The organism is Fictibacillus sp. FJAT-27399 (assembly GCF_001510655.1).
GTDB lineage: Bacteria > Bacillota > Bacilli > Bacillales > Fictibacillaceae > Fictibacillus_C > Fictibacillus_C marinisediminis.
Map to the genome: position 1 here is coordinate 274,505 of NZ_LMVC01000004.1, position 22,579 is coordinate 297,083.

The window sequence follows — 22,579 nt, forward strand, 5'->3', positions numbered from 1 at the left end:
ATGATACGAGAAGTCTTATACAGTTTATTATCGATTATAGGGTTCGTTTTGAACTATAGTATAAAAAAGTAACTGTAAGAGGAGGAAGGCAAATGAAGAAATATAACATTCCGGTTGAAGCAGCATTGGAAGTGATCGGGGGCAAGTGGAAGGTCGTTATTCTTTGCCACCTTACAAAAGGAACAAAAAGAACGAGTGAACTGAAGCGTTCCATGCCTGGAATCACACAAAAGATGCTGACTCAGCAGCTTCGCGAGCTGGAAGCAGACGGTGTGATCGAACGCAAGATCTACCAGCAGATCCCGCCGAAAGTGGAGTACTTTCTTACCGATTACGGCTGGTCCCTTCAGGAGATCCTCGATTCTCTGTGTGCATGGGGCGAGAAGCACATCGAACGCAACTACGACGACAAATCCCTTGTGTTAGTTGAAGGCTAGTTAACTATAATGGTGCCAGGCACCCGAATTACACACTTGTGTAATCCCGGTGCCTGGCACCATTCTTTTCTGGTCCTTTTGATGATGAATTGGAGTAAAAATGCTTTGTTTTTGCGTTCAGAACGTTACTTTCCATGTTCTGAACGCTTTTTTGTTGTGGTTTTGGCCTGCGGAGCGGGAATTTGACGGGGGAACATGCCTGTCAAATTCATTTACTGTCCAGATATCCACTTTTACTGTCTAAAAAAGGGTAAATACTGTCCAAACCAACTGATTTACTGTCCAAAGTCGCACAAATACTGTCCAAACTCTAATTATGTAAACTACCTGCCCCTTCAAACCCCCTACTCCTCTTTCGTCTATTTCTTTAAGAATGAGATGAATGGGAAAATCCAGTTTTTCCTTTGTCTGATCTTTTCATTTTGCCGCGGCTAAGTTAGCTTGAAAAATACGCTATACTAGGGGTAGTAATTTTTAGAATTTTAAAAAATGTACTGGACGATTCATTCATAAAGGAGTTTCCATCAATGCAATTATTTATTCTTGCCGATGACCTGACAGGCGCTAACGATTCGGGTGTCCAATTATCCAAACAGGGCTTCCGTTCAATCGTTTGGCTGGATCTTTCCCAATCACCGGATGCTGCAGCAGATGTGGCAATATATGATACTGACAGCAGAGCTCTTGGTGAAAAAGAAGCCTGCAAACGTATCTTACAAGCGGCTTCCCACGTAAAGGAACGGGATGAAGTACATGTTTATAAAAAAATAGATTCTACTCTTCGCGGCAATATCGGTTCAGAACTGGCAGCGGTATATGAGGTGTTCAAGCCGGAAATGCTTGTTATTTCTCCCGCATATCCAAAGTTAAACAGACAGACAATCAATGGCACCCAATATGTTGATGGCCGGCCTGTGGAAACAACCGAGTTTGGCAAAGATCCGAAAACCCCGGTCACGGAGAGCCATATCCCAGCTTTGCTCGAGAAGTATGCTCATCAAAAAATCTTCGTCGTGAACAGTGTTCTGTTATCACGTTCGAAAGAAGAGGTTTTGGCCAAAATTTTAGAGTCCTTGGATGAGGGGGTATCCTGGTTTGTCTGTGATGCTGAAACGGACAAGCATTTGGAGAAAGCGGCTTATGTTTTTTCTGCATTAAATAAAAAAACCGTGTGGGCAGGATCAGCTGGCCTGATCGAGTACCTCCCAGCTGTTCTTGGTCTAGCGGCCCGACCACAGGGTTTAGGAGAAAAGCTCAATGTGAGCCAGACCCTTACTGTGTCGGCGAGCTTATCACAAACGACAAAAGGACAGCTAGGAAAGGTTGGTATAATGCCTGACTCCCTGATGTTGGAAATGGATCCGTCAGAACTTATCAGGAAGACGTATGATCTGCAGAGCCTGATCGAAAAAATAAAACAGGTTCCAGAAAAACGCCATATTGTCCTTTATGTAGATGGCTCAGATGTAAACCGTTCAGCAGCTCAGGAGCTTGGCAGGGACTTGGGTTTGCATAAAAATCAGGTCGGGGAAATGATTTCAAGGGAGCTTGGCATCATCGCGCGTTCTTTGCTTAATGGGGTGCCTTCAATTGAAGGATTGGTGCTTACAGGCGGAGATACGGCCAAGGCGGTCTGTTCGGAAGTTGGGTTGTCCCAAATGGAACTGCGGTCTGAGGTGGAGCCAGGGCTTCCGTTAGGAATAGCAAGTGATGAAAAACGCCGGTACTGGACGGTTACAAAGGCTGGCGGATTCGGCAATGAAAATTCTTTAGTCCATGCGTTGAAACATATGACAGGAGAGGTGTTAGAGCATGAATCAAAATAAAAGCATGGTCGGAATTACAATGGGAGATGCTGCCGGTGTGGGTCCGGAGATCATTCTGAAAAGCCTTGCAAGCACAGAAATCTATGAATTATCTCGTCCGTTTGTCATTGGCGACACCCGAATTCTTGAGCGGGCAAAGAGCTATGTGAATAGCCACCTTACAGTTCAAACGATTACGGAAGACGAACTTGAAAACTTGAATTTTACACATGGTACGGTGTATTGTCTGGATTTGAACCTAGTGCCTGAAGATCTTCCGGTTGGGCAGGTTTCGCCAATTGCTGGTCATGCGGCTTTTGAATATTTAAGCAAGGCGATTGACCTTGCGAATAAAGGAAAGATTGATGCGATTTGTACTGGGCCTTTAAACAAAGAAGCATTGCATAAAGGTGGCCATAAGTATCCGGGCCATACTGAAATATTGGCTGAGCTGACGGGAACAGATGAGTTTTCCATGATGCTTTCGGCTCCTAACTTAAAAGTCATTCATGTTACCACTCATGTCGGTATCATTGATGCCGTAAAAATGATTAATCCTGAGCGGGTCTATCGTGTTATTAAGCTTGCGGACGAGACGTTGAAGAAATCAGGAATTGAGTCGCCAAAGATCGCAGTCTGCGGAATTAATCCGCATGCTGGGGAAAACGGACTGTTCGGATACGGTGAGGAAGAAGAGAAAGTAATACCGGGGGTGCAAAGAGCACAAAAAGAAGGCGTTAATGTTGTTGGCCCCCTTCCTGCTGATACACTATTTTTCCGCACGGTCCGCGGTGATTTTGATATTGTCGTCGCCATGTATCACGATCAGGGCCATGGACCGGTCAAAGTATTGGGACTGGATGCAGGCGTAAATATCACAATCGGATTGCCTATTATTCGGACGAGCGTGGACCACGGAACCGCTTTCGACATTGCAGGTAAAGGTATTGCCGATGAAAAAAGCATGACCGAAGCCCTCCGCCAAGCAGTGGAATTGGCTCCGAAGAGGCCATAGTATAGATAGTAATTCAGCATCTTCTGCTTGTTCACAAGCAGGAGGTGCATTTTTGTCTTCATAACCCATCAATCCGCTGCTTCATAAGATGGTGTATCTACTTGATCGAACGCTCTCTCTAAAAACAAGGAGGAAAAAAAGTGAAAACTAGGGATGAATTCATCCACGAAGATGGCAGCTCGTTCCCCGGCAAGACCTATGAGGAACATCTCCTGAGGCACGTTTTTAATGATCAGCGGGATTATTTGTTTGCGGAAATGTTCGCGATTCACAGGGCGCATGTGGTCATGCTGGCTGAGCAAAATATTTTGGCGAGGGATGAAGCGGGGACCATTCTTGCCGGTGTGGAAAAGGTGCGGCAGATCGATTTCCGTAAGCTGGATTATGATCCTCTTTATGAAGATTTATTTTTTATGATGGAAAGCCGGATTGCAGAGGAAATCGGTGGAGACCTTGCCGGAAAGGTCCATATCGCGAGGAGCCGTAATGATATGGGAGTGGCGATGTACCGTCTTGTCTTGAGAAATCATATACTTACACTCATTCAAAACACACTCTTGCTCGGCGAGGCCCTCCTGGAGCAGGCGAAGGAACACGCCGGAACGGTCATGACCGCCTATACCCATACACAGCCGGCTCAGCCGACTACGCTCGGCCACTATCTGCTGGCCATCTATGATGTCGTCATAAGGGACATTCATCGCCTATGGTCCGCGTATGAAGGAGTCAACCGTTCACCTCTGGGCGCCGCTGCCCTTTCCACGACAAGCTTTCCGATCAGCCGCGACCGGGTCCGAGAACTTTTAGGATTCAGTAGTATTGTAGAGAACTCCTATGATGCCATTGCTGGCGGAGACTATCTGCTGGAGACGGCAACTGCAGTCATGACACTCATGATCAACGCAGGCCGCTGGATCCAGGACCTGCTTCTTCAGGCGACCCGGGAATTCGGGGTCATCCGTGTTGCCGATCCATACGTACAGATCAGCAGCATCATGCCGCAAAAGCGGAATCCAGTGTCGATCGAGCATTCCAGATCCCTTGCCAGTTCAGCAGCCGGTGAAGCGATGTCAGCCATCCAGATGATTCATAATACACCGTTTGGAGACATCGTGGACACGGAAGACGACCTGCAGCCTCATCTGTATCGAAGCTATGAGAAGGCATCACGGGTATTGCAGCTCATGCATGCCGTCATCCGGACGATGGAGGTTGATGCAGAAAAGATCGGCAAGCGTGCGAACCAATCATGCATCACGATTACAGAACTTTCAGATGTGCTGGCTCGAGATAAAGGTGTCCCGTTCCGAAAAGCGCACCAGATCGCGAGCGCCGTTGCGAAAGAGTGTACATCAGCAGGAAAAGAATTGAACGATATTGAGGTGGAAGCAGCGAACGCATGGATCAGCAGCATCTATCCTGCAGCCTTGACAGAAGAAGAATGGAAGGGAATCGTCTGTCCACGTGAATTCGTCAAACGCCGCAAGATTCAGGGCGGACCTAATCCGGACGAAGTAAAGCGGATGATTGCGGAGCGTGAGGAAGACCTTTTCAATATGGAAAAGACCCTTCAAAACAAAAAAGAATGCTTGCTCCAGGCGGATCAATCTCTGGATAGTGCCGTGCAAAACTTGATCGCAGCAAAATAAGCTCTCCTTCGCCGGAGAGCTTACGGCTGCAATAAATGATGCATGATCCTGTCCCGGTCATTAAAAAATTGCTTCATGAATCACAGTAAAAACTCAGTTTTTTATGAATGATTTTTTTGCCAGTTCAATAAAAGCTTCTGCAGCCGGAGAACACCGTTCGAGAGAGTTGACGGCTAAGCCGATCGTCCGGTAACAGTTTTCTTTCATAGTGACTGCAGCAACATTTTTTCTTGTATCGCCCTGCAAAACCAGTTCAGGGACGATGCTTACTCCCAACTCCTTTGCCACCATAGCCATAATCGTTTGGTTATCTGCAATTTCGCAAAATATCTGGGGCAGGATTTTGTTCTCTTTAAAAAGCCCCTTGATCAACTCATCACAGCCTGCTTTGGGCATGATAAAAGGTTCATCGCTGATTTCATGGATACTGATCCTTTTCCTCCTTTTCAGTTTGTGGCTGTCTGGGAGGAGGATATAAAGGTGATCCTCCATAAGCGGGATAAAATCAAGGCTCTCTGAGGTTGAAGACGTCAGAAAACCGATATCAATCTTTCCTGAAGTGATCATTTGTTTGATTTCCTCGTATCCCCCTTCGTATATTTCTGTTTGAATCCCCGGAAAGGCTTGATGAAACTGCTTTAAGATAGAAGGCAAAAGACTAGCCGATACACTTGGAAATGTACCGATGCGGATTGTTCCGATTTTTAAACCGTTCAGCAGACCTGCTTCTTGTTTCATTCGTTCTGACAAATCCAGAATCTCCTGGATGTATTCCATCATCCTTTTTCCTTCGTTCGTTAACGTTATGCCGCTGCGCCCTCTGTTCATCAGCGTTAATTCCAGTTCTGTTTCTAATCCCCGGATAGCATGGCTGATCGCCGATTGGGTAAGCCCCAGCTTTTTTCCTAATATTTTTCATGATTTATATTATAAACATTCATTTGATTAATGTTAACTGCCATCATATGATGAGAGCAAGAACACTTGAGGAGGATAAAGATGAAACCTTTAACGTATACGCTTGTAGACGTATTTACCGACAAGCCTTTCAGCGGGAATCAACTGGCTGTTTTTCTGGATGACACCGGCTTAACGACAGAAATGATGCAAAAAATAGCGAGAGAACTGAATCTATCGGAAACGGTATTTGTTCAGTCTCCAAGCAATCCTGCAAACGATAAAAAGCTGCGCATTTTCACACCGGATGTGGAGCTCCCGATGGCTGGACACCCGACCCTTGGCGCAGGCTATGTGATGGCTCATAAGGGCTTGCTTGAGGCTTCTGAAGGTAAGAATGAGTGGATTTTTGAAGAAGGTGTTGGAGATATTCCTGTTACGGTTTATATGGAGAATGGACGTGTATTAAACGTTGAAATGAATCAGCCGATGCCACTATTCGGGGAATATTTTGAAGACAGAGCATTGGCGGCAAAATTGCTTTCTCTTTCCCCGGAAGATGTAACGGGTGAGCTGCCAATCCGCACGGTATCAACCGCAGTACCATTCTTATTTATCCCTGTTCGTTCCCTTGATGCGATGAAAAGAATCAACTTCCGGACAGACATTTGGGAAAAGTATTTTAGCCAAAACCCTTCGACGAAACACATTTTCGCGTTTACAGCGGAAACAGAAATGAAGGATTCCACTGTACACAGCCGGATGTTTGCACCGGCGATGGGGATATCTGAAGATCCTGCGACAGGGGCAGCGAGCGGCCCATTAGGTGCCTATATTGTTGAGCATACGGACATTGCCCAGAATCAACAAGGAGTTTATCGTATTCGAAGTGAACAGGGATTTGAAATGGGAAGACCAAGCATCATTGATATTACGATTCGCAAAGAAAAGGAGTATGAGGAAGTTAAAATTGGCGGCTGCAGCGTCATCATGGGTTCAGGAGAGCTGCTGACCAGTCAGAAGTAATACACGATTCAGTTGGTGAGCCATTCCCCCAGGCCGCACATATACTGGCAAGAAAGCTGAATTTCTTAAACATAAAGGGGGAGCAAGCAGCAATGATAACCTTACCAGTTCCATCGAGATGGGGAATCAGTGCGGATGTCGGCGGCAGGCCGCTCATCTGGGGAACGGTCGTCCTCAATTCCATAGAAAACAATAAAATAATGGGCACCCTCAATTTTCGGGGAGTTCCGGTTCCAATTCAGGGATATTGGACCGAAAATACAAGACAGATCTCTTTTGATTCACCTTATGCCACCTTTTCAGGCAATCTGTTCATTTATGACGACCCCTCGATTACCACACGCCATTATCTGATCAACGGGCGTCTTTACATGAAGCCGACATCTATGCTGGCGGGTGAATATGGAACATGGGTAGCTTCAACGAATGCCTATTTAAACGGCGGGAGCGGGCAATCATCCCAGCAGAATCAGACACCTCCAGCCGGGGCTTTTACGACCTCTGATTATGTTGAAGATGCACCCGACCGGTGAAAGGAACACAAAAAAGCTGAATGAGCAATCTCATTCAGCTTTTTTATATCTAATTTGATTATGAAACTTTTCTTCTTTATGAGAATGAAGAACCGTACCATTCGATCTCACAAGACTAACAGCATAGCCCAGGAGAGCTCCAACAATTGCCGGCAGAATCCATCCAAGCCCTGTGTCATAAAGAGGGAGGAAGTTTGAGAAAAAGGAATTCACACCATCTATCGATAGGTTAGCTGCATTTAATCCATCAAATAGACTAACGATAAAGGTAAACAGCAAGCTTCCTTGATACACTTCTGAGCGCCCTTTAAAGAGGTTGTGGGCGAAGCTTAAGAAAATAAGCATGATGGCCATCGGATAGATCGCTGTCAGCACAGGAACTGAGATGGCGATCAGCTCGTTCAATCCGAGATTTGCTGTTAATGCACTGAAAGAGGAAAGAATAACAGCCAATGCTTTGTATGAGATTTTCGGAAAAACACTGTGAAAATAAGCGGAACATGCTGTAACTAATCCAACACTGGTTGTCAGACATGCTACTGTGATCATGAGTCCTAGAAATACATTCCCGAGAGAGCCGAAATAGTAATTGGCTACAGCTGATAAAACTTCTCCGCCATTGCTTAAATGGCCAAGTTCAGAAACACTGGAAGCTCCCATGTACGATAGGGAAGTGTACACGATCGCCAATACAGCAGCTGCAATGGTAGCTGCCTTTGCACAAGTTCTTGCGATGACTTTTTTATCGCTGCCTCTTTTTTCTTTGATGGCATTGATGATGATAATACCAAAAACGAAGGCAGCCAATGTGTCCATCGTCAGGTAACCTTCCTGAAATCCTTTAAAGAAGGAGTTTTGAACAAACTCTTTCGCAGGCGCCTGAATCGGGCCGATCGGATGAATGAAGGCAGCGGCTACTAACACTCCGATGAACGAAAGCTTAAGCGGCGTTAAAATCTTACCTACGATATCAACGATCTTTGAAGGATTAAGTGAAAGGGCACATGTGATACTGAAAAAGACGACCGTGAAGATGAGAAGCGGCAAATGACCGCTGTTCGCTGGCAAAAAGGGCTTAACACCAATTTCAAAAGAAACACTTCCTGCTCTTGGCAAAGCAAAAAGAGGACCGATTGCTAAATAAAGAACAAAACTATAAAGAGCACTGAACCAAGGGTGTACACGATTTCCCATCGCCCGGAGGTCGTCGCTGCCGGAAATTCCGAAAGCAAAAACACCGAGTAGCGGTACACCGACTCCAGTAATCAAGAAACCGGCTGTCGCAATCCAGACGTTGGTTCCTGCAGTTTGTCCGAGCATTGCTGGAAAGATTAAGTTGCCTGCTCCAAAGAAAAGAGCAAATAACATGAGGCCGATAACCAATGTATGTGAAGACTGAGCTTTAGTAGACACGAAAAAACCCTCCGAATAAGAATATTGTGAATATTTACTTCATGTCGATTGATGTCGAATCTAGTGTCGAATTCATTATTCGATAATAACATGCTTAAATAATTTTTTACAAGGGTAAACGCAAAAGATTTTAGTAAATTTCAACTTTTCTTTTTTTGAAAGCCTTTTTACATAAATGAACGAAAAAAAGGCCGGTTCCTCGGGAGCGGTGGACCGCCCGTAAGAAACCAGCCTTGAAATGCTACGAGATTTTATTGATTTTTGGCTTGTCTGATGAAGCCTTCTGGCTGGCCTGGATGGACCGTCCCAGAATAAGTGTAATAATGGCAGCAAGTACGAGTGAAGCAGCCAGGAAATAGAATCCGGCATGGAAGCTGCCTGTTAAGTCTTTAAACAGCCCGACAAATTTTGGGCCGTTATAGCCCCCGAGGTTGCCAATGGCGTTTTGCAGGCCGAGAGCCGCACCGACAATGCCTGCAGGAATGATCGCTGTAGGAATCGCCCAAAGCGGTCCATACGGCGCATAGACACCAATCGCCGTAATGGATAACAAGATCATCTGAAGGGCGGGTGATTCCACAAATTGCCCTGCTACCATCGCAGCAGCACCAATCAGCAAAGGAATGACCACGTGCTGCACCCGGTTCATGCGCCTGTCGGACCAATAAGAGTTAAGGACCATTCCTACCAGTGCGAAGGTAAACGGAATCGCCGTCAGCCAGCCCATGACTGCAGAGTCTTTCGTAAATGTGCTGACCACGCTCGGTACCCACAAGGTGTATCCGTAGAAGCCGGTCATCCAGAAGAAATACATAACGACGAGTCCCCATACGGTCATGTTCTTAAACGCTGCACCGTATCCGGATGATTTTACGGCGCCTTTTTGTTCATTTTGAAGCTCAGCCGTCAGCTCGTTCCGTTCCTGGTCACTCATCCATTTGGCCTCAGAAGGCTTATCTTTGACCATGGCATACCAGACGAACGCCCAGATCAGCGGTGGTACACCTTCCAAGATCAGAACCGTCTTCCAGTCGAAATGTTTAAGCAAAAGGCCTGACAGGGGAGCCATCAGCATGGCGGATACAGGCAGGCAAGCCATCCAGAACGCATTGGCTCTTGCTCGTTCTTTAAGGGTAAACCAGTTGGCGAGCAGGACAAGCACAGCCGGCCAGACCCCGCCTTCCGCAACTCCTAAAAGAAAACGGACGAATTTCAGCTGGCCTTCTGTCTGAACAAAGCCTGTTGCCATCGCGGCAAGGCCCCACAGGATCATGAGAATGAAGATAAACTTTTTCGCTGACCATTTCGTGGCCAAAATGCCTCCGGGAATCTGCAGGATCAAATAACCGACAAAGAAAATTCCGGCAATATCCCCGGCGGCTGACGAGGAAATGTCCAAATCTTTTTGAATATTAGGCATCAGGACACCAATATTGATTCTGTCCATATATGCGAGCATGTACATGATAAATGCGACCGGGATGATCTTACCCCATTTTGCTGAAGCCATCGTAACCCCTCCTGTTTTTAAAATTGTTGAAAAAGAAACCGTTTACATTTGTTTTTGGAAGAAGAGAGAGGCGGTGATTCCTCTCTCGTTTTTCTAAAATCAGACCTTCAGTGTACGGAAATGAACAGAATATTGAGCAGCCAGCTTGATTGCTTCCTCCATGCTGACAGAGCCCGCGATCCCTTGGCCTGCAATGTCAAACGCTGTGCCGTGGTCGACTGATGTACGAAGGAACGGCAAGCCATTGGTGATGGAGATCGTACGTTCAAAATCGGTCATCTTAGCGGCGATATGCCCCTGATCATGATAAAGGGAGAGCACTGCATCATATTTTCCGTGAAGTGCCTGATGGAAAACAGAATCTGCAGGGACAGGGCCAAATGCATTGATGCCTTGCTGCTTCGCACGCTCAATCCCCGGGCCGATCTCATCCAGTTCTTCCGAGCCGAACAGTCCATGCTCACCGCTGTGAGGATTCAGGCCGGCTACCGCCATTTTTCTGCTTTCAATTCCAAGACGCTTTAGTGCTTCGTCACAGCGGACTAAATAATCATGCACACGGTCAGCAGTAATCTGGCCGATCGCATCCTTCAGTGATAAGTGTCGTGTCAGGAAGAAAATTCGCAAGGAACGCACTTCAAACATGGTTAGCGGATCGTCTACACCCGTTAGGCCGGCAAGCATTTCGGTATGTCCGATATACGGCACTTCTGCGGCTTTCAGGGATTCTTTATTGATCGGTGTGGTGGCAATGGCGTCAACCTGCCCATTGTTGGCAAAGGCAATGCTTTTTTCAATATAGTCAAAAGCGGCTTGGCCGCACATCGCCTGAACCTTTCCGATCTTCAGCTGGCTGATATCCACATTCTCAAGATTAACGATATCGATTGTTCCGAATTCATATTTTCCTTCTGCGGGGTCATTGATGGGATTCAGCCCAAGAGAAACACCAGCAAAGGTCATCGCCTGTTCAACAACGGAGGCTGTCCCGATCAGAACAGGGCGGCAAAGGTCATAGATTTCCTTTTTAGCGAGTGCCTTAACACTGATCTCAGGTCCGATTCCAGCAGGATCCCCCATAGGAATGGCAATGATTGGTTTAGAAGTAGGTTGTGTCATGATAATATCTCCTTTTCATTTGTCTTTTTTGTGAGCTTCCGCTGTAAAAATAAAACGGATTCTGTAATCGCAGATTCACTGCCTACCAGGCCGCCTTTTGTTACGACAGGCAGGCCGTCGAGGTAGCCGCCGATAAACCGTCCGTAGGCAGCTAGAGGAAACACCTCGTCAAGCAGCTGAATGCCATGGGTTTTGCCGGCGGCGCATATTGAAGCGGTCACATCTCCTCCGCTTGAAAAACATCCGCTGATGCTCGTTCTGCTTTTTTGGATGATTCTCTGGCTGATGATGGCAAGGCCGTCTGTAATCCTTCTGGCAAGTGATGCTTCGGTTGTGAGCTGCTCTTTGGCAATTGCCTGAAGATCAAGCAGCGGGGCATCCTCCTGGAACGTCGTAACCAGCACAACTGCTTGTTCCTCCAACAGCCGCAGACCTTCGTTCATTCCTCTTAAAATTTCTGCGTCTCTTTCTCCATTCTCATCCCTTGCCAGTTTTAAAGGATCGATATAAACGGTATGCAGCGGCAGGTTTTCAGCCAGATGGTGAATCTGCTTTCCAGTTACCGACGTACAGCTGCCGATCGTGAGCAAAATCTTCGGTGTGAAGGGGGAACCGCTGTATTTTTCCTTTACATAAGCGGCAGTCAGCGGTCCCGGATCGACAGGAACGAACATCACATCCAGAGCCGCCATCGCTTTGGCGACAGCTTCTATCTGTTCTTCATTCACGGCGTCTGCTACGATGACCCGGCTGCCATCATTGATTTTTTCCTGAAGGCAGGAAGTGAGCTGGAACGATCCTTGCAGGACTTCATTCATCTCCAGGGTGGCTACAGGCTTGGCGCATTGTCTGCTAATAATGGAAGGAACGTGCGACTCGTTCAGCGGTGCTTGCGGATCCTTAGCCACGTCAGTTTCCTGGACTGGCGTGCCGTTCACAAGCAGATAGCCTCCAACGGTCGTTCGTCCAGACACAGGGTAGGACGGCATAACGACGGCAACGGAATCTTCTCCCAAGGCATCCAGGCAGGCATCGATTTCACCGCCAATATTTCCTCGGCCTGTACTGTCGATGCGTTTACAAAAAAGCTCTACGCCCTGTCCCGACAGGCTGCCGATAATATCTGAAACTCGTTTGTACGCTACGTGCTTCGGGGTGTAGCGGCTGTCAGTGTCAATGCAGATCGCGTCATAGTTATAGGCCGTTTGCGGGGAGAAGCCATGCAGGATGGTTGCTGTTGATATACCTTGTTTGGTCAGAAGTACTCCCGTCGCGTTGGCGCCTGTCAGATCATCGGCGATCACTGCAATTCTCATCCATGACTCACCTCGTTTTCTTTTACGGTATATATGGAGGTTATTTCCCCATATCGCACCGTATCTTCAGGGGTTAACTCTGCATCGGTAATGATGCCTTCTATCTTTTCCAGAGAACATACTTGTGAAAAAGAGCTTTTGTTGAACTTTTGAGAGTCTGCTACGACCCAAGTTGTAGTGGCTGCGTCAGCCATCAATCTCTTAATCAAGGCTTTTTCCATTGTTGGAGCGGTCAGCCCTTTTTCAAGATTGATAGCGTGTGTGCCCATGAATAAAAGGTCGACTCGGATCTGATTAAGCAGGTCCTGTGCATGAGGGCCCACGAACGAACCAATTCCTCTTTGCAGGGTGCCGCCCGTACAGATGATCTCCGATGGACTTTCGATCAGTTCAGCGGCAATCTTCAGATCGTTGGTCACAATCGTTAAGTCGTCTCTGTTTTTGATCACTTTGGCAATCTCCAGAGTGGTTGTCCCGGAGTCTAATAGAATCTGTGCCCCCTCCGGAATCAGGCTTGCCGCATACTTGGCGATCAGGTGTTTTTGGTTCACCCTGGTCATCGATTTGTTTTGATAGGGGGTCTCCGGGATGAGCGGGTTCACCGCAACAGCCCCTCCGTGGGTCCGGATGACTTTCCCTTCCTTTTCTAACTGGGCCAGATCCCTTCGGATCGTCATACCAGAAACGTTCAGTTCTTCAACCAGCTGTTCAATTTGAACTTTTCCTTCTTTATCGGTTCGTTTTAAGATTTCTAGTTTTCGTTCTAACGGCAGCATGTTGTTCATCCTTATCATCATCCTTTGTTCAATTATGTTACTTTATGTTCATTTATGCAAGGGTTTTTTCAGAATATTTATAAAAAGGCTGTTTTCGTAGCCTATGTTGTCCTTGGAAGTGGTTGATTTCCGTTCCAGGACGCTCGCTTTCCGCGGGGCGTCCGCTGAACCCCTCAGCGCTGGCGCCTGCGGGTTTCACCTGTCCCGCCCGTCCCGCTGGAGTCTCGCACCTTCCGCTCCAATCAACCTGTCAATGAAGATTCTTTACAAAAATGTTCCCAAAGCAACAATCTTTTAGAAAAGAGCCAAAATAAAAAACTCTCTTATCAGAGGAGATAAGAGAGTTTAAAAGTTACATTTCTTCGGGCGCTTTAATGCCGAGGAGGCGCAAACCTTCTTTTAGTACGATGGTTACGGCATTGACGAGTGAGACACGGCTTGCGAGGGTTTCATCCTCCTCAAGCACTCTAATGTGGCTGTAAAACGCATTAAACTCCTGAGCCACGTCGATCAAGTACTTGGCAATCTGGGAAGGTTCATAGAGTCTGAGACTTTTTTGAATGACGTTGGGAAACCCCATGAGTGTTTTTACCAGCTCCCAGCTATAGTCGTCTTGCAGTCCGGTGTTCATTTCGCTCACATTTCCTGCTTTTCTCAGGATGGAGCAGGCACGTGCGTGTGCATATTGAACATACAGACCTGTTTCCCCTTCGAACTTCAGCATATCTTTAAGTGAAAACTCTATATTGTTCAGTCTTTCGTTCTTCAGATCGTGAAAGATAATAGAACCAACACCGATCTGTTCAGCCACTTTCTCTTTGTTGGAAAGGCCAGGGTTCTTCAGCTCGATATTTTGTCTGGCTAGCGTAATCGCTTCTTGGATGACTTCTTCTAAAAGTACGATTTTGCCTTTTCGGGTCGACATTTTTTTACCGCCTTTTAAAATGAAGCCGAACGGGATATGGATCATCTCCTCGGCCCACTGATAGCCCATCTTTTTAAGAACAAGGATGAGTTGCTGGAAATACAGGCTTTGCTCGTGTCCGACGACATACAAGTTTTTTGCAAAATGATAGGTTTCCTGGCGATAGAGGGCTGCCGTCAGGTCCCGGGTCGCATAGATGGTAGCGCCGTCCGACTTCTTAATGAGGCAGGGCGGGAGGTTGAACTCATCAAGGCGGACAACCTCCGCACCGTCAGATTCCGTAAGCAGCCCTTTTTCTTTTAATAGAGTCACCGTATTTTCCATCTTATCGTTATAAAATGCTTCGCCATTGTATGAATCAAACTCAATATCCAGCAGCGAGTAGATTTTTGAAAATTCCTTGAGGGATTCTTCACGGAACCATTTCCAAAGGGCTGTCGCTTCCTCGTCTTTTTCCTCGAGCTTTTTAAACCAGTATCGCGCTTCATCCTCAAGGGCAGGCTGTGTTTCAGCTTCCTTATGAAATTTCACATAAAGGCTGAGAAGCTCTTTGATCGTATTCTCCTTCACCGTATCCTCGCTGCCCCATCGCTTGTAAGCCACGATCAGCTTCCCGAATTGTGTTCCCCAGTCACCGATATGGTTGATGCGGACAGGCTTGTAGCCGCATTTTTCGGTAATGTTGGCGATTGCGTTTCCGATGACGGCCGAGCGGAGGTGCCCCATGGAAAAAGGCTTGGCGATGTTCGGAGAGGAGAGGTCGATCGTAATGTGTTCTCCGCTGCCCTGTTTGGCTGATCCGTAATGGCTGCCTTGTTCAAGAATGTCTGTGACGATCTCCTTGCTGACCATTTCTCTTTTATAAAAGCCGTTCATGTAGGGACCTTGTGCTTCCACTTTTTCAAAAAGCGGGGAGCTGATTTTGGATGCGAGTTCGGACGCGATGAGCTGGGGCGCTTTTTTTAGCGTTTTTGCAAGAGTGAAACAAGGGAAGGCGATATCTCCTTGCACCGAGTGCTTCGGTATTTCGATCAGCTTTTCAATATCTTCTGTACCTGGCACATCCTTAAGCTGATGTGAGATAAGTTGGGCAAATTCCTTTTTGAGCTCCGACATATTGTTCGACCACCTCTTGTAATCATTTTTATGGAAAAATAAAAAATCCCGCCTCTAAAATTAGAGACGGGATGTATGGCCCGCGGTACCACTCTTATTGTTCGATAAAGAACCGGCTTAATGTTAATAACGGGGTTCTCCCCGGCCGCCCTACGGATTACTGGTTCAGGCTGGCTCCTCAGAAGTGCGGTTCATCGTACAGCATCCGTCAGGCTTACACCGTCCCTGACTCGCTTTTCTCTGCATGCAGGATTACTCTCTTCCTCATCGAAAATGTGTTGTTTTTTAGTGATTATAAAGAAGAAGGAGAAAGAAAGCAACCAGATTTTTCAAAATTAAGGTTATCTTAAGTTAAACCCGTTTAAAGTTGCTCCTATAAAGAAATGGACAGGAGTGATGAAAGATGAAAAAGCTCAATTATGTAAAGTTTTGTTTGGACTTGGCGATGAGTATTCTTTCCCAATATCAATATAGGAAATGAAGGCTGGTTTAAGCTGCTGCACATATCGTTATCGTTCTTGACCTTGATCATTGTGGGAATTCATGTCGGCATGCATTGGAAATGGGTCATCAACATCTGGAACCGCATCTCTTCCATTAAGGAACCGAAACAATGGATGGGCTGGGCGGCTAAAGGGGCGATGGCAGTTGTTCTGCTGTTTGGTGTCTTTCAGATCTATGAAACCGGGTTTATTTCACGTTCGGCGAGTGTGTTTGGCATCCTTTCAAGCGGCGGACAGCCGGCGATGGCTGAAGGTGGCAAGGGGGCATTCGGCCAGAGGCCTGATATGGATGGAGACGGCAGCGGACAGGGATTCGGCGGACCGCGTCCTGAAGAGCAGGCAAGCGGAACGAGTGATGGCGGTCAATCGGGAAGTCCGGCACCGGGATCGTTCAGCAAGGGAGAACAGCCTTCTGGATTCGATGGTGACGGTGATATGGGAGGCGGCGGACGCGAACGGGAAGACTTTGGAGGCCGGGAGCATAGCTTCGGGGGCGATGTGAGCGCCCTGTTTGTTATTTCTACGTATACCGGGATCATGGCGGTCTTCCCCGTGCTGGCTTACTATATTGGCAAGTTTTTGGGTAGAAGAAAGAAGAGGTTGAGTTAATGGAGGGTGCCAGGCACCGCGTTTTGACATATGTCAAAAGCTGGTGCCTGGCACCTTTTCTGGCACCGTTCTGTTATAATTTAGGGAACTACTGTTGAGGGGGTTAACGGAGATGACGATGACGTACCTTGAAACTTTGCATGAAGAAATACGCAGCCGGCAGAACCCGGCTGATGCTGTAAAGATGCAGTCTTACATGAAGAATAAATTTACCTTTTACGGCTTGAAGTCACCGATCATGAAAGAGGTTATGAAGAATCATGTGAAAATGTACGGGCTGCCTGAGATGAGCATCCCCGAAGTGACGAAAAGATGCTGGAACTACAAAGAACGAGAAATGCAGTACATGGGCATGTTTTTTGTGGACAAGCTGAAGAAGGGCATGCAGGAAGACGATGTTAAGGCATTAGAGAACACGATCACTGAAAAGTCGTGGTGGGATACAGTGGATCATATCGCCAAGCACCATATGGGACATTACATACAAACGTTCAAGCATCGGGAACAGGAATTGGTGGAGAAATGGATTCATTCACCGAACATGTGGCTGAACCGGACTGCGATTCTTTATCAGCTCGGCTATAAAAAAGATACGAATGAAGACATCTTAAAATACGTCATTGAGCAGCAGAAGGAGAACAAAGAGTTCTTTATCCGCAAAGCGATCGGCTGGGCATTGAGGGAATATGCCAAGACCAACCCCGATTTCGTCATCGATTTCGTGAACTCTACGGAACTCCAGCCACTAAGCAGAAAAGAAGCTCTGAAGAATATACAGTTAACCTGGCACCGTTTTTTTTTATTGCTCTATGATTTCCTTTGGCTTTTGAACTTTGTGAACAGCTGGAAGACCGATTGGACAAAAAATAAAGCAATCAATAACACCACAACACAGATTTCTATGAGTTCCATTACTTTGAAAGGAGACAAGGCATTGAGGATCGCTGTTCTCATATCAAATCCTTCATAGATATCCAAAGTCAGAGAGAAACTCGTCAACAGTATAAACATCGATAGGGTAATACCCAGGATTTTCATCGTTCCATCACACTCCGCCCCTAGTATCTCCAAAATGAACGCTATCCATTAAGAGAGGACAGAATAAGGAAGAGGAGCCAGGGAAACCCTAAAAGAAAATCACGTAGAAAGGTATTGTGCCTCTTATGCCTTCTTTTTTCAAAAAGAAAAAACTTCAAAAGAATCAACCCTCTCAAGAGCATGAGAAGCCAAAAAAGCCTAATTCTTTTCCCATTTCTCCTGTTCTTGATGAGAATATTGAGATCGTTAGAACACAGACAGGAAACAGCAGTGAAATTATCACTCGAACGTTTAACCATTCTCCCCTGTTCCGCGCCCGGACGGCCATTGTTTATGTGAAAGGGATAACGGACCAGCAGACCATTCAGGACCTTTTGATCGAATCGATACTGAAACCCGGTGCTTATGATTCCGATCAAAAAAATCTGGCCGCCATGGTGGAGGAAATCGTGCCTCTTGGTAACATAGAGCAGGTTGATGATTGGTCTGTTTTGTTCGAATCTCTCATGGCGGGGGACACGATTATTTTTGTCGATGGCTTTTCTTCGGCCGTACGGGCATGTACAGAAGGCGGAGAAAAACGTTCCATTGAAGAACCGAGTACACAGCGGGCGATCCGAGGTTCAAGAGAAGGATTTACAGAATATATAGAAACGAACATATCCATGGTCCGAAGACTGATTCAGAATCCTCTGCTCTGGACCGAATCCATGAAAATTGGAAAAGTAACCAAAACCAACGTCACCATCATGTATATCAAAGGAATAGCGAAGGATGAGGTGATTGTTGAGCTTCGTAAACGGCTTAATAAAATCGATATCGATGGAGTTCTGGAGTCCGGGTATATCGAACAGCTCATTGAAGACCAATCCATTACAGCATTTCCTACCCTGTACTATTCCGAACGTCCGGATACGGTTGCGGGCAATCTATTGGAAGGGCGCTTTGCAGTCTTCGTTAACGGAACACCGTTCGTTCTTCTCGGACCTGCCGTATTTGTGCAGTTTTTTCAGTCGATTGAAGATTACACCGAACGTTTTTACATCTCCACCGCTATAAGATTATTGCGGGTTCTAGTCTTTTTTATCTCGCTCATCGGACCAGCCACCTATATTGCCGCAACGACCTTCCATCAGGAGATGATTCCGACTCAGCTTTTGATCGCCATCGCCGCACAGCGGGAAGCCGTTCCTTTCCCGAGTTTTGTGGAAGCACTCATCATGGAAGTTACGTTTGAGATCCTGAGGGAAGCGGGAATCCGAATGCCTAAAGCGATCGGGTCTGCCATCTCCATCGTCGGTGCCCTTGTTATCGGACAGGCAGCGGTTCAGGCGGGAGTCGTATCGCCTGCCATGGTCATTATCGTAGCAATTACCGCGATCGCCAGTTTTGCCACTCCGTCCTTTGCGATTGCGATATCGGCCCGTCTGCTTCGTTTTATTTTTATGATCAGTGCCGCTACCTTTGGTTTTTATGGCATGCTTTTAGTTTTTATCATGCTGGTCGTTCACTTATGCAGCCTGAGATCTTTCGGCGTTCCTTACATGTCACCTCTTGCCCCGCTTATCCCTGCTGAAGTCGGAGACACGTTTATCCGGGCTCCCATGTGGACGGGAACGAAACGGCCGGCCTACATCAGCGGACCCAACCAGCAGCGTGATGGAGACAATATGAGCAAACCGGAGCCGGAACAGAGACGGATTCTGGTTACAGAAAATGAAGGTGATCAAAATGAGACGTAGCGTGATCGTTTTTATCACAGTGGGACTGCTGCTTTCATTGCTTTCAGGCTGCTGGAGCAAAAAGGAGCTGAACGATCTGGCCCTCGTCTCTGCGGTTGGCATTGATCTTGATAAAAAAGGAAGATATTTAGGCACCTTTCAATTTGTTAATCCAGGCAATGTGACAGGAGGGTTCCAAGGGGGAGGTGGAGGCAGCGGCAATGCCGTCTCCGTGTATTCGACAACAGGGAATAATATGGATGAGATCAGCCGCCGCATGTCTACCAAAGTTTCGAGAAACCTCTATTATGCCCATGCGAATCTGCTGGTCGTCAGTGACGAATTGGCGAAGAAAAAAGGATTGAATCCCATCCTGGATGCCTTTGACAGGGATGCGACGTTCCGGAAAACAGCGACCATCGTGATCGCTCATAAGACAAAGGCAAGTGATATTGTAAAAACACTGACAGCCATCGATAAAGTTCCAGCGAACAAAGTGATCAAACTGTTGAGGTTCTCCGAAAGAGTATGGGGGCAGGCGATCAATGTAACCTTATTGGATGTGGTAAAAGATTTATTGGACGACGGAAAACAGCCCGTCATCAGCGGGTTTTATTTAAAGGGTTCTAGTGCGATCGGAGAACGCGTTGAGAACATCACGCAGTCAACACCCCAGGCAGCTCCCCAAATTGATGGCCTGGCTTTATTTAAAGGCGGAAAGCTTAAGGGCTGGCTCTATGGGAGGAAAGCCAAAGGAGCCGTCTGGGTGATGAACAAGACTCAAAAAACAGAAGTTAATATAAACAAAAAGGGGAGGAAGGAAGCGATTGCTTTTGAAGTACTCCGGCAGAACACGAAGATTTCTTCTTCCGTTAAGAAAGGAAGTACCCAGCTTACTGTCAGTGTACAAACCGAAGGAAATATAGGGGAAACGGATGTGCCTGTTAATCTTAAAGACCCGCATGTGATCGCACAATTGGAGAAAGGTTTTGAAAAGGAGATCGCTGCAGAGATTAGAAGCGCCATAAAAGAGGCACAACATAAAAAAACCGATATATTCGGCTTCGGGGATACGGTCCATCGTTCGCAGCCTGACACATGGAAAAGGATTTCGGGAAAATGGGAGGAGGATTATTTTTCGAAAGCAAACATTAAGGTGAAGGTCCATGCCTTCGTTCGCCAAACCGCTCTGAGGAACAATTCTTATCTCAAAGATGAGAAATAAAAAGAAGGGGGCAAAGCAATGGAAAAAGCAAGAATAACACCATATCAGCTGTTTGCCCTCATTCTATTATTTGAGCTGGGCAGTGCCCTGCTTGTAGCGGTGGGGATCGAAGCCAAGCAGGATGCGTGGATCGTTATCCTGCTTGGGATGCTTGGGGGATTAGGGCTTTTTTTCATCTGTTACCGGCTGTATTGTTTTTACCCGGACATGCTGCCGACAGAATACCTTCAAAAGGTTGTAGGCAAAGGAATCGGGCGTCCGATTGCCTATTTGTACATGCTGTATAACCTTTATATCGCGGGAAGGGTCTTGCGGGATTTTGGCACCATGCTGCTGACATTTGCTTACATTGAAACACCCCTTTTTATCGCCAACACCTTAATGAGCCTGGTCATTATCTATACCGTCTCAAAAGGAATTGAAGTATTGGCGAGAACAGGAGAACTCTTTTTGGTCTTCATTTATTTGTTGGCAGGATCTGGTGTGATCCTCGTATTATTCTCTGGAGTAATTGATATCCACAACCTGCAGCCTGTGCTGGAAAACGGCTGGAAGCCGATTATTAAAACCACCCTAAAAGAGTCCCTGTATTTTCCCTTTGGAGAACTCCTTGTGTTTACGATGATTTTTCCTTATGTGGAGGATGCCAAAAAGCTGAGGAACGCCAGTGTGCTTGCCACTGTGGTCAGTGGGCTGTCGCTGGCTCTGGTCATGATGTTCAATATCAGCATCCTTGGTGTGAATCTTACAGCACTGTCTCAATTCCCTTTGCTGAGCACCATCCAAACCATCCAGGTCGCTGATTTTTTGGAGCGCCTGGACGTCTATTTCATGATTGCTTTAGTCGTGGGAGGTTTTTTTAAGATAAGTCTCTTTTTGTACGTGGCTGTAATAGGGACGGCGAACCTCTTCAACGTAAAACCGGCTTCCAGGCTGAGTTATCCGCTCGGACTTGTTGTCCTGTTCATTTCCATGACAATGGCAAGCAACTATTCTGAGCATATAAAAGAAGGAATTGGAATCGTCCCGCTCTTATTGCATCTTCCTTTTCAATACATTTTCCCTATCATTGTCTTCATAGTGGCGTATTTTAAAAATAAGAATAAAAGTAAAAATCAAAAGGCAAACTAAAAAACGAAAAAATGGTGCCAGGCACCGCTCTTTGACATATGTCAAAAAGCGGTGCCTGGCACCATATCAATTAAAACTGAGCTTTAATTTGAGCAGCCAATGCTTCAGCGCTTTCTTTCACTTTCGCTTCATTTAAATGCGGACGCCCTGTACTTTGAGGACAGGTAGGTAACGCATGCCAGTCAGGTTGGCAGTCGCCTGGAACGGCTTTAGCAGTTCACTAAGGCTGTAGTTATTGTAGCCTCCTGCTTGATACGCTTCTTCCGGTCCGCCGGTTGAAATCGCAAGCATGAATTCCCTACCGTGCAATTTAGTGCCTTCAGCGCCGTAAGCCCATCCGTAAGTCAACACAACATCCTGCCATTCTTTTAATAAAGCAGGGCTGCTGTACCAGTAGAGCGGGAATTGGAAGACGATGCGGTCATGCGCCAGCAAAAGCTCTTGTTCACGCTCCATGTCAATATTTCCATCAGGATGGAAAGAGACCGTTTCACTAGAGGAAGTTCCAGAAGCGCTTGTGCGTCTGTCCGAATGGCACGTGAAGGGCAAGATTGTAGCGAAAGTTAGATAAAAGAGAAAAGGATGGCGCCTTGGGGGGCGTCATCCTTTTTGATCGGGCGGGAAATATGGGTTTACCCGCTGTTTTGCAGTGTTTACCCGCGGACACAACCGATTTACCGATGATGTATAAAAGTATGTGTAAGCATTTTATAGTAGACAAATAAAAAAAGACAAAGTACTCTCGGGTTTGTCCAGAACCATGAGAGGAGACTTTGTCTTTTGAATAATTCTACTATAAACCAATTAGATTTAGG

Annotated in this window: 20 protein-coding genes and 1 other annotated feature; of the genes, 12 read left to right on the top strand and 8 right to left on the bottom strand. The window is 46.6% G+C overall.

What is annotated here, in order from left to right:
* Positions 1–92: 92 nt before the first annotated feature.
* The 4 genes from AR335_RS17955 (at position 93) to argH (ending at position 4,906) form a co-directional block, all read left to right on the top strand.
* Entirely contained in the window at positions 93–437 is a 345-nt protein-coding gene (locus AR335_RS17955; protein ID WP_062238442.1) for a winged helix-turn-helix transcriptional regulator, read from the top strand.
* A 527-nt stretch (positions 438–964) separates the two neighbouring features.
* Complete coding sequence (locus AR335_RS17960) at positions 965–2,263, top strand: four-carbon acid sugar kinase family protein (protein WP_062238444.1); 1,299 nt, start codon at positions 965–967, stop codon at positions 2,261–2,263.
* A complete protein-coding gene (pdxA, locus tag AR335_RS17965) occupies positions 2,250–3,257 on the top strand; it encodes a 4-hydroxythreonine-4-phosphate dehydrogenase PdxA (RefSeq protein WP_062238445.1) in 1,008 nt (335 codons plus the stop codon). The genes AR335_RS17960 and pdxA (AR335_RS17965) overlap by 14 nt, the downstream gene beginning before the upstream one ends.
* Before the next feature lie 140 nt (positions 3,258–3,397).
* On the top strand, positions 3,398–4,906 hold the full coding sequence (argH, locus tag AR335_RS17970) for an argininosuccinate lyase (RefSeq protein WP_062238448.1): 1,509 nt from the start codon (positions 3,398–3,400) through the stop codon (positions 4,904–4,906).
* 93 nt (positions 4,907–4,999) lie between these two features.
* Here the strand turns inward: argH and AR335_RS17975 are convergent, their stop codons facing one another.
* Positions 5,000–5,818 carry a LysR family transcriptional regulator gene (locus AR335_RS17975; protein ID WP_369795853.1) on the bottom strand — a complete coding sequence of 273 codons (819 nt, stop codon included), beginning with the start codon at positions 5,816–5,818 and terminating at the stop codon, positions 5,000–5,002.
* Positions 5,819–5,905: 87 nt separating this feature from the next.
* Between AR335_RS17975 and AR335_RS17980 the strand changes: the two genes are divergently transcribed.
* On the top strand, positions 5,906–6,829 hold the full coding sequence (locus tag AR335_RS17980) for a PhzF family phenazine biosynthesis protein (protein WP_062238453.1): 924 nt from the start codon (positions 5,906–5,908) through the stop codon (positions 6,827–6,829).
* 92 nt (positions 6,830–6,921) lie between these two features.
* A complete protein-coding gene (locus AR335_RS17985; protein ID WP_062238455.1) occupies positions 6,922–7,362 on the top strand; it encodes a hypothetical protein in 441 nt (146 codons plus the stop codon).
* 30 nt (positions 7,363–7,392) lie between these two features.
* On the opposite strand, the gene brnQ is transcribed toward AR335_RS17985, so the two are convergent.
* From brnQ to AR335_RS18010, 5 genes are all read right to left on the bottom strand, one after another.
* Positions 7,393–8,775, bottom strand: coding sequence for a branched-chain amino acid transport system II carrier protein (gene brnQ, locus AR335_RS17990; protein ID WP_062238457.1), 1,383 nt, complete (start codon positions 8,773–8,775; stop codon positions 7,393–7,395).
* Positions 8,776–9,016: 241 nt separating this feature from the next.
* A complete protein-coding gene (locus tag AR335_RS17995; RefSeq protein WP_062238459.1) occupies positions 9,017–10,285 on the bottom strand; it encodes an MFS transporter in 1,269 nt (422 codons plus the stop codon).
* 99 nt (positions 10,286–10,384) lie between these two features.
* Positions 10,385–11,404 carry a 4-hydroxythreonine-4-phosphate dehydrogenase PdxA gene (gene pdxA, locus AR335_RS18000; RefSeq protein WP_053356558.1) on the bottom strand — a complete coding sequence of 340 codons (1,020 nt, stop codon included), beginning with the start codon at positions 11,402–11,404 and terminating at the stop codon, positions 10,385–10,387.
* Positions 11,401–12,720 (bottom strand): four-carbon acid sugar kinase family protein, encoded by a 1,320-nt coding sequence (locus AR335_RS18005; protein WP_062238460.1) that lies wholly within the window; start codon positions 12,718–12,720, stop codon positions 11,401–11,403. The genes pdxA (AR335_RS18000) and AR335_RS18005 overlap by 4 nt, the downstream gene beginning before the upstream one ends.
* Positions 12,717–13,496, bottom strand: coding sequence for a DeoR/GlpR family DNA-binding transcription regulator (locus AR335_RS18010; RefSeq protein ID WP_062238502.1), 780 nt, complete (start codon positions 13,494–13,496; stop codon positions 12,717–12,719). The genes AR335_RS18005 and AR335_RS18010 overlap by 4 nt, the downstream gene beginning before the upstream one ends.
* 122 nt (positions 13,497–13,618) lie before the next feature.
* Here AR335_RS18010 and AR335_RS25255 point away from each other — a divergent pair, with 122 nt between their 5' ends.
* Positions 13,619–13,753, top strand: a complete 135-nt coding sequence (locus AR335_RS25255) for a hypothetical protein (RefSeq protein ID WP_255357599.1) — start codon at positions 13,619–13,621, stop codon at positions 13,751–13,753.
* A 95-nt stretch (positions 13,754–13,848) separates the two neighbouring features.
* Here the strand turns inward: AR335_RS25255 and argS are convergent, their stop codons facing one another.
* Entirely contained in the window at positions 13,849–15,537 is a 1,689-nt protein-coding gene (gene argS, locus AR335_RS18015) for an arginine--tRNA ligase (protein ID WP_062238462.1), read from the bottom strand.
* A gap of 59 nt (positions 15,538–15,596) precedes the next feature.
* Positions 15,597–15,814 (bottom strand) — a binding site (T-box leader).
* A gap of 274 nt (positions 15,815–16,088) precedes the next feature.
* Between argS and AR335_RS18020 the strand changes: the two genes are divergently transcribed.
* The 5 genes from AR335_RS18020 to AR335_RS18040 all read left to right on the top strand — a co-directional run bounded on the left by AR335_RS18020 (position 16,089) and on the right by AR335_RS18040 (position 21,764).
* Positions 16,089–16,649, top strand: a complete 561-nt coding sequence (locus AR335_RS18020) for a hypothetical protein (protein ID WP_156419076.1) — start codon at positions 16,089–16,091, stop codon at positions 16,647–16,649.
* A 112-nt stretch (positions 16,650–16,761) separates the two neighbouring features.
* Positions 16,762–17,619 (top strand): DNA alkylation repair protein, encoded by an 858-nt coding sequence (locus AR335_RS18025; RefSeq protein ID WP_062238467.1) that lies wholly within the window; start codon positions 16,762–16,764, stop codon positions 17,617–17,619.
* A 193-nt stretch (positions 17,620–17,812) separates the two neighbouring features.
* A complete protein-coding gene (locus tag AR335_RS18030) occupies positions 17,813–19,429 on the top strand; it encodes a spore germination protein (RefSeq protein ID WP_062238469.1) in 1,617 nt (538 codons plus the stop codon).
* On the top strand, positions 19,419–20,633 hold the full coding sequence (locus tag AR335_RS18035) for a Ger(x)C family spore germination protein (protein WP_082683596.1): 1,215 nt from the start codon (positions 19,419–19,421) through the stop codon (positions 20,631–20,633). The genes AR335_RS18030 and AR335_RS18035 overlap by 11 nt, the downstream gene beginning before the upstream one ends.
* 18 nt (positions 20,634–20,651) lie before the next feature.
* Positions 20,652–21,764: a GerAB/ArcD/ProY family transporter gene (locus tag AR335_RS18040; RefSeq protein ID WP_062238473.1), complete on the top strand. Its 1,113-nt coding sequence runs from the start codon at positions 20,652–20,654 to the stop codon at positions 21,762–21,764.
* Positions 21,765–21,896: 132 nt separating this feature from the next.
* Here the strand turns inward: AR335_RS18040 and AR335_RS18045 are convergent, their stop codons facing one another.
* Positions 21,897–22,316, bottom strand: a complete 420-nt coding sequence (locus tag AR335_RS18045) for an NAD(P)H-dependent oxidoreductase (protein WP_369795854.1) — start codon at positions 22,314–22,316, stop codon at positions 21,897–21,899.
* Between the last annotated feature and the right edge of the window lie 263 nt (positions 22,317–22,579).

Bases quoted from the DNA above. Each gene is read 5' to 3' on its own strand.
- AR335_RS17980 (WP_062238453.1), top strand. From the start codon at position 5,906: ATGAAACCTTTAACGTATACGCTTGTAGACGTATTTACCGACAAGCCT.
- AR335_RS18025 (WP_062238467.1), top strand. From the start codon at position 16,762: ATGACGATGACGTACCTTGAAACTTTGCATGAAGAAATACGCAGCCGG.
- AR335_RS18020 (WP_156419076.1), top strand. From the start codon at position 16,089: ATGCATTGGAAATGGGTCATCAACATCTGGAACCGCATCTCTTCCATT.
- AR335_RS17955 (WP_062238442.1), top strand. From the start codon at position 93: ATGAAGAAATATAACATTCCGGTTGAAGCAGCATTGGAAGTGATCGGG.
- AR335_RS18010 (WP_062238502.1), bottom strand. From the start codon at position 13,496: ATGCTGCCGTTAGAACGAAAACTAGAAATCTTAAAACGAACCGATAAA.
- AR335_RS18040 (WP_062238473.1), top strand. From the start codon at position 20,652: ATGGAAAAAGCAAGAATAACACCATATCAGCTGTTTGCCCTCATTCTA.
- AR335_RS18005 (WP_062238460.1), bottom strand. From the start codon at position 12,720: ATGAGAATTGCAGTGATCGCCGATGATCTGACAGGCGCCAACGCGACG.
- AR335_RS17985 (WP_062238455.1), top strand. From the start codon at position 6,922: ATGATAACCTTACCAGTTCCATCGAGATGGGGAATCAGTGCGGATGTC.
- AR335_RS17960 (WP_062238444.1), top strand. From the start codon at position 965: ATGCAATTATTTATTCTTGCCGATGACCTGACAGGCGCTAACGATTCG.
- pdxA (WP_062238445.1), top strand. From the start codon at position 2,250: ATGAATCAAAATAAAAGCATGGTCGGAATTACAATGGGAGATGCTGCC.
- AR335_RS17995 (WP_062238459.1), bottom strand. From the start codon at position 10,285: ATGGCTTCAGCAAAATGGGGTAAGATCATCCCGGTCGCATTTATCATG.
- argS (WP_062238462.1), bottom strand. From the start codon at position 15,537: ATGTCGGAGCTCAAAAAGGAATTTGCCCAACTTATCTCACATCAGCTT.
- AR335_RS18035 (WP_082683596.1), top strand. From the start codon at position 19,419: ATGAGACGTAGCGTGATCGTTTTTATCACAGTGGGACTGCTGCTTTCA.
- AR335_RS18030 (WP_062238469.1), top strand. From the start codon at position 17,813: ATGCCTTCTTTTTTCAAAAAGAAAAAACTTCAAAAGAATCAACCCTCT.
- pdxA (WP_053356558.1), bottom strand. From the start codon at position 11,404: ATGACACAACCTACTTCTAAACCAATCATTGCCATTCCTATGGGGGAT.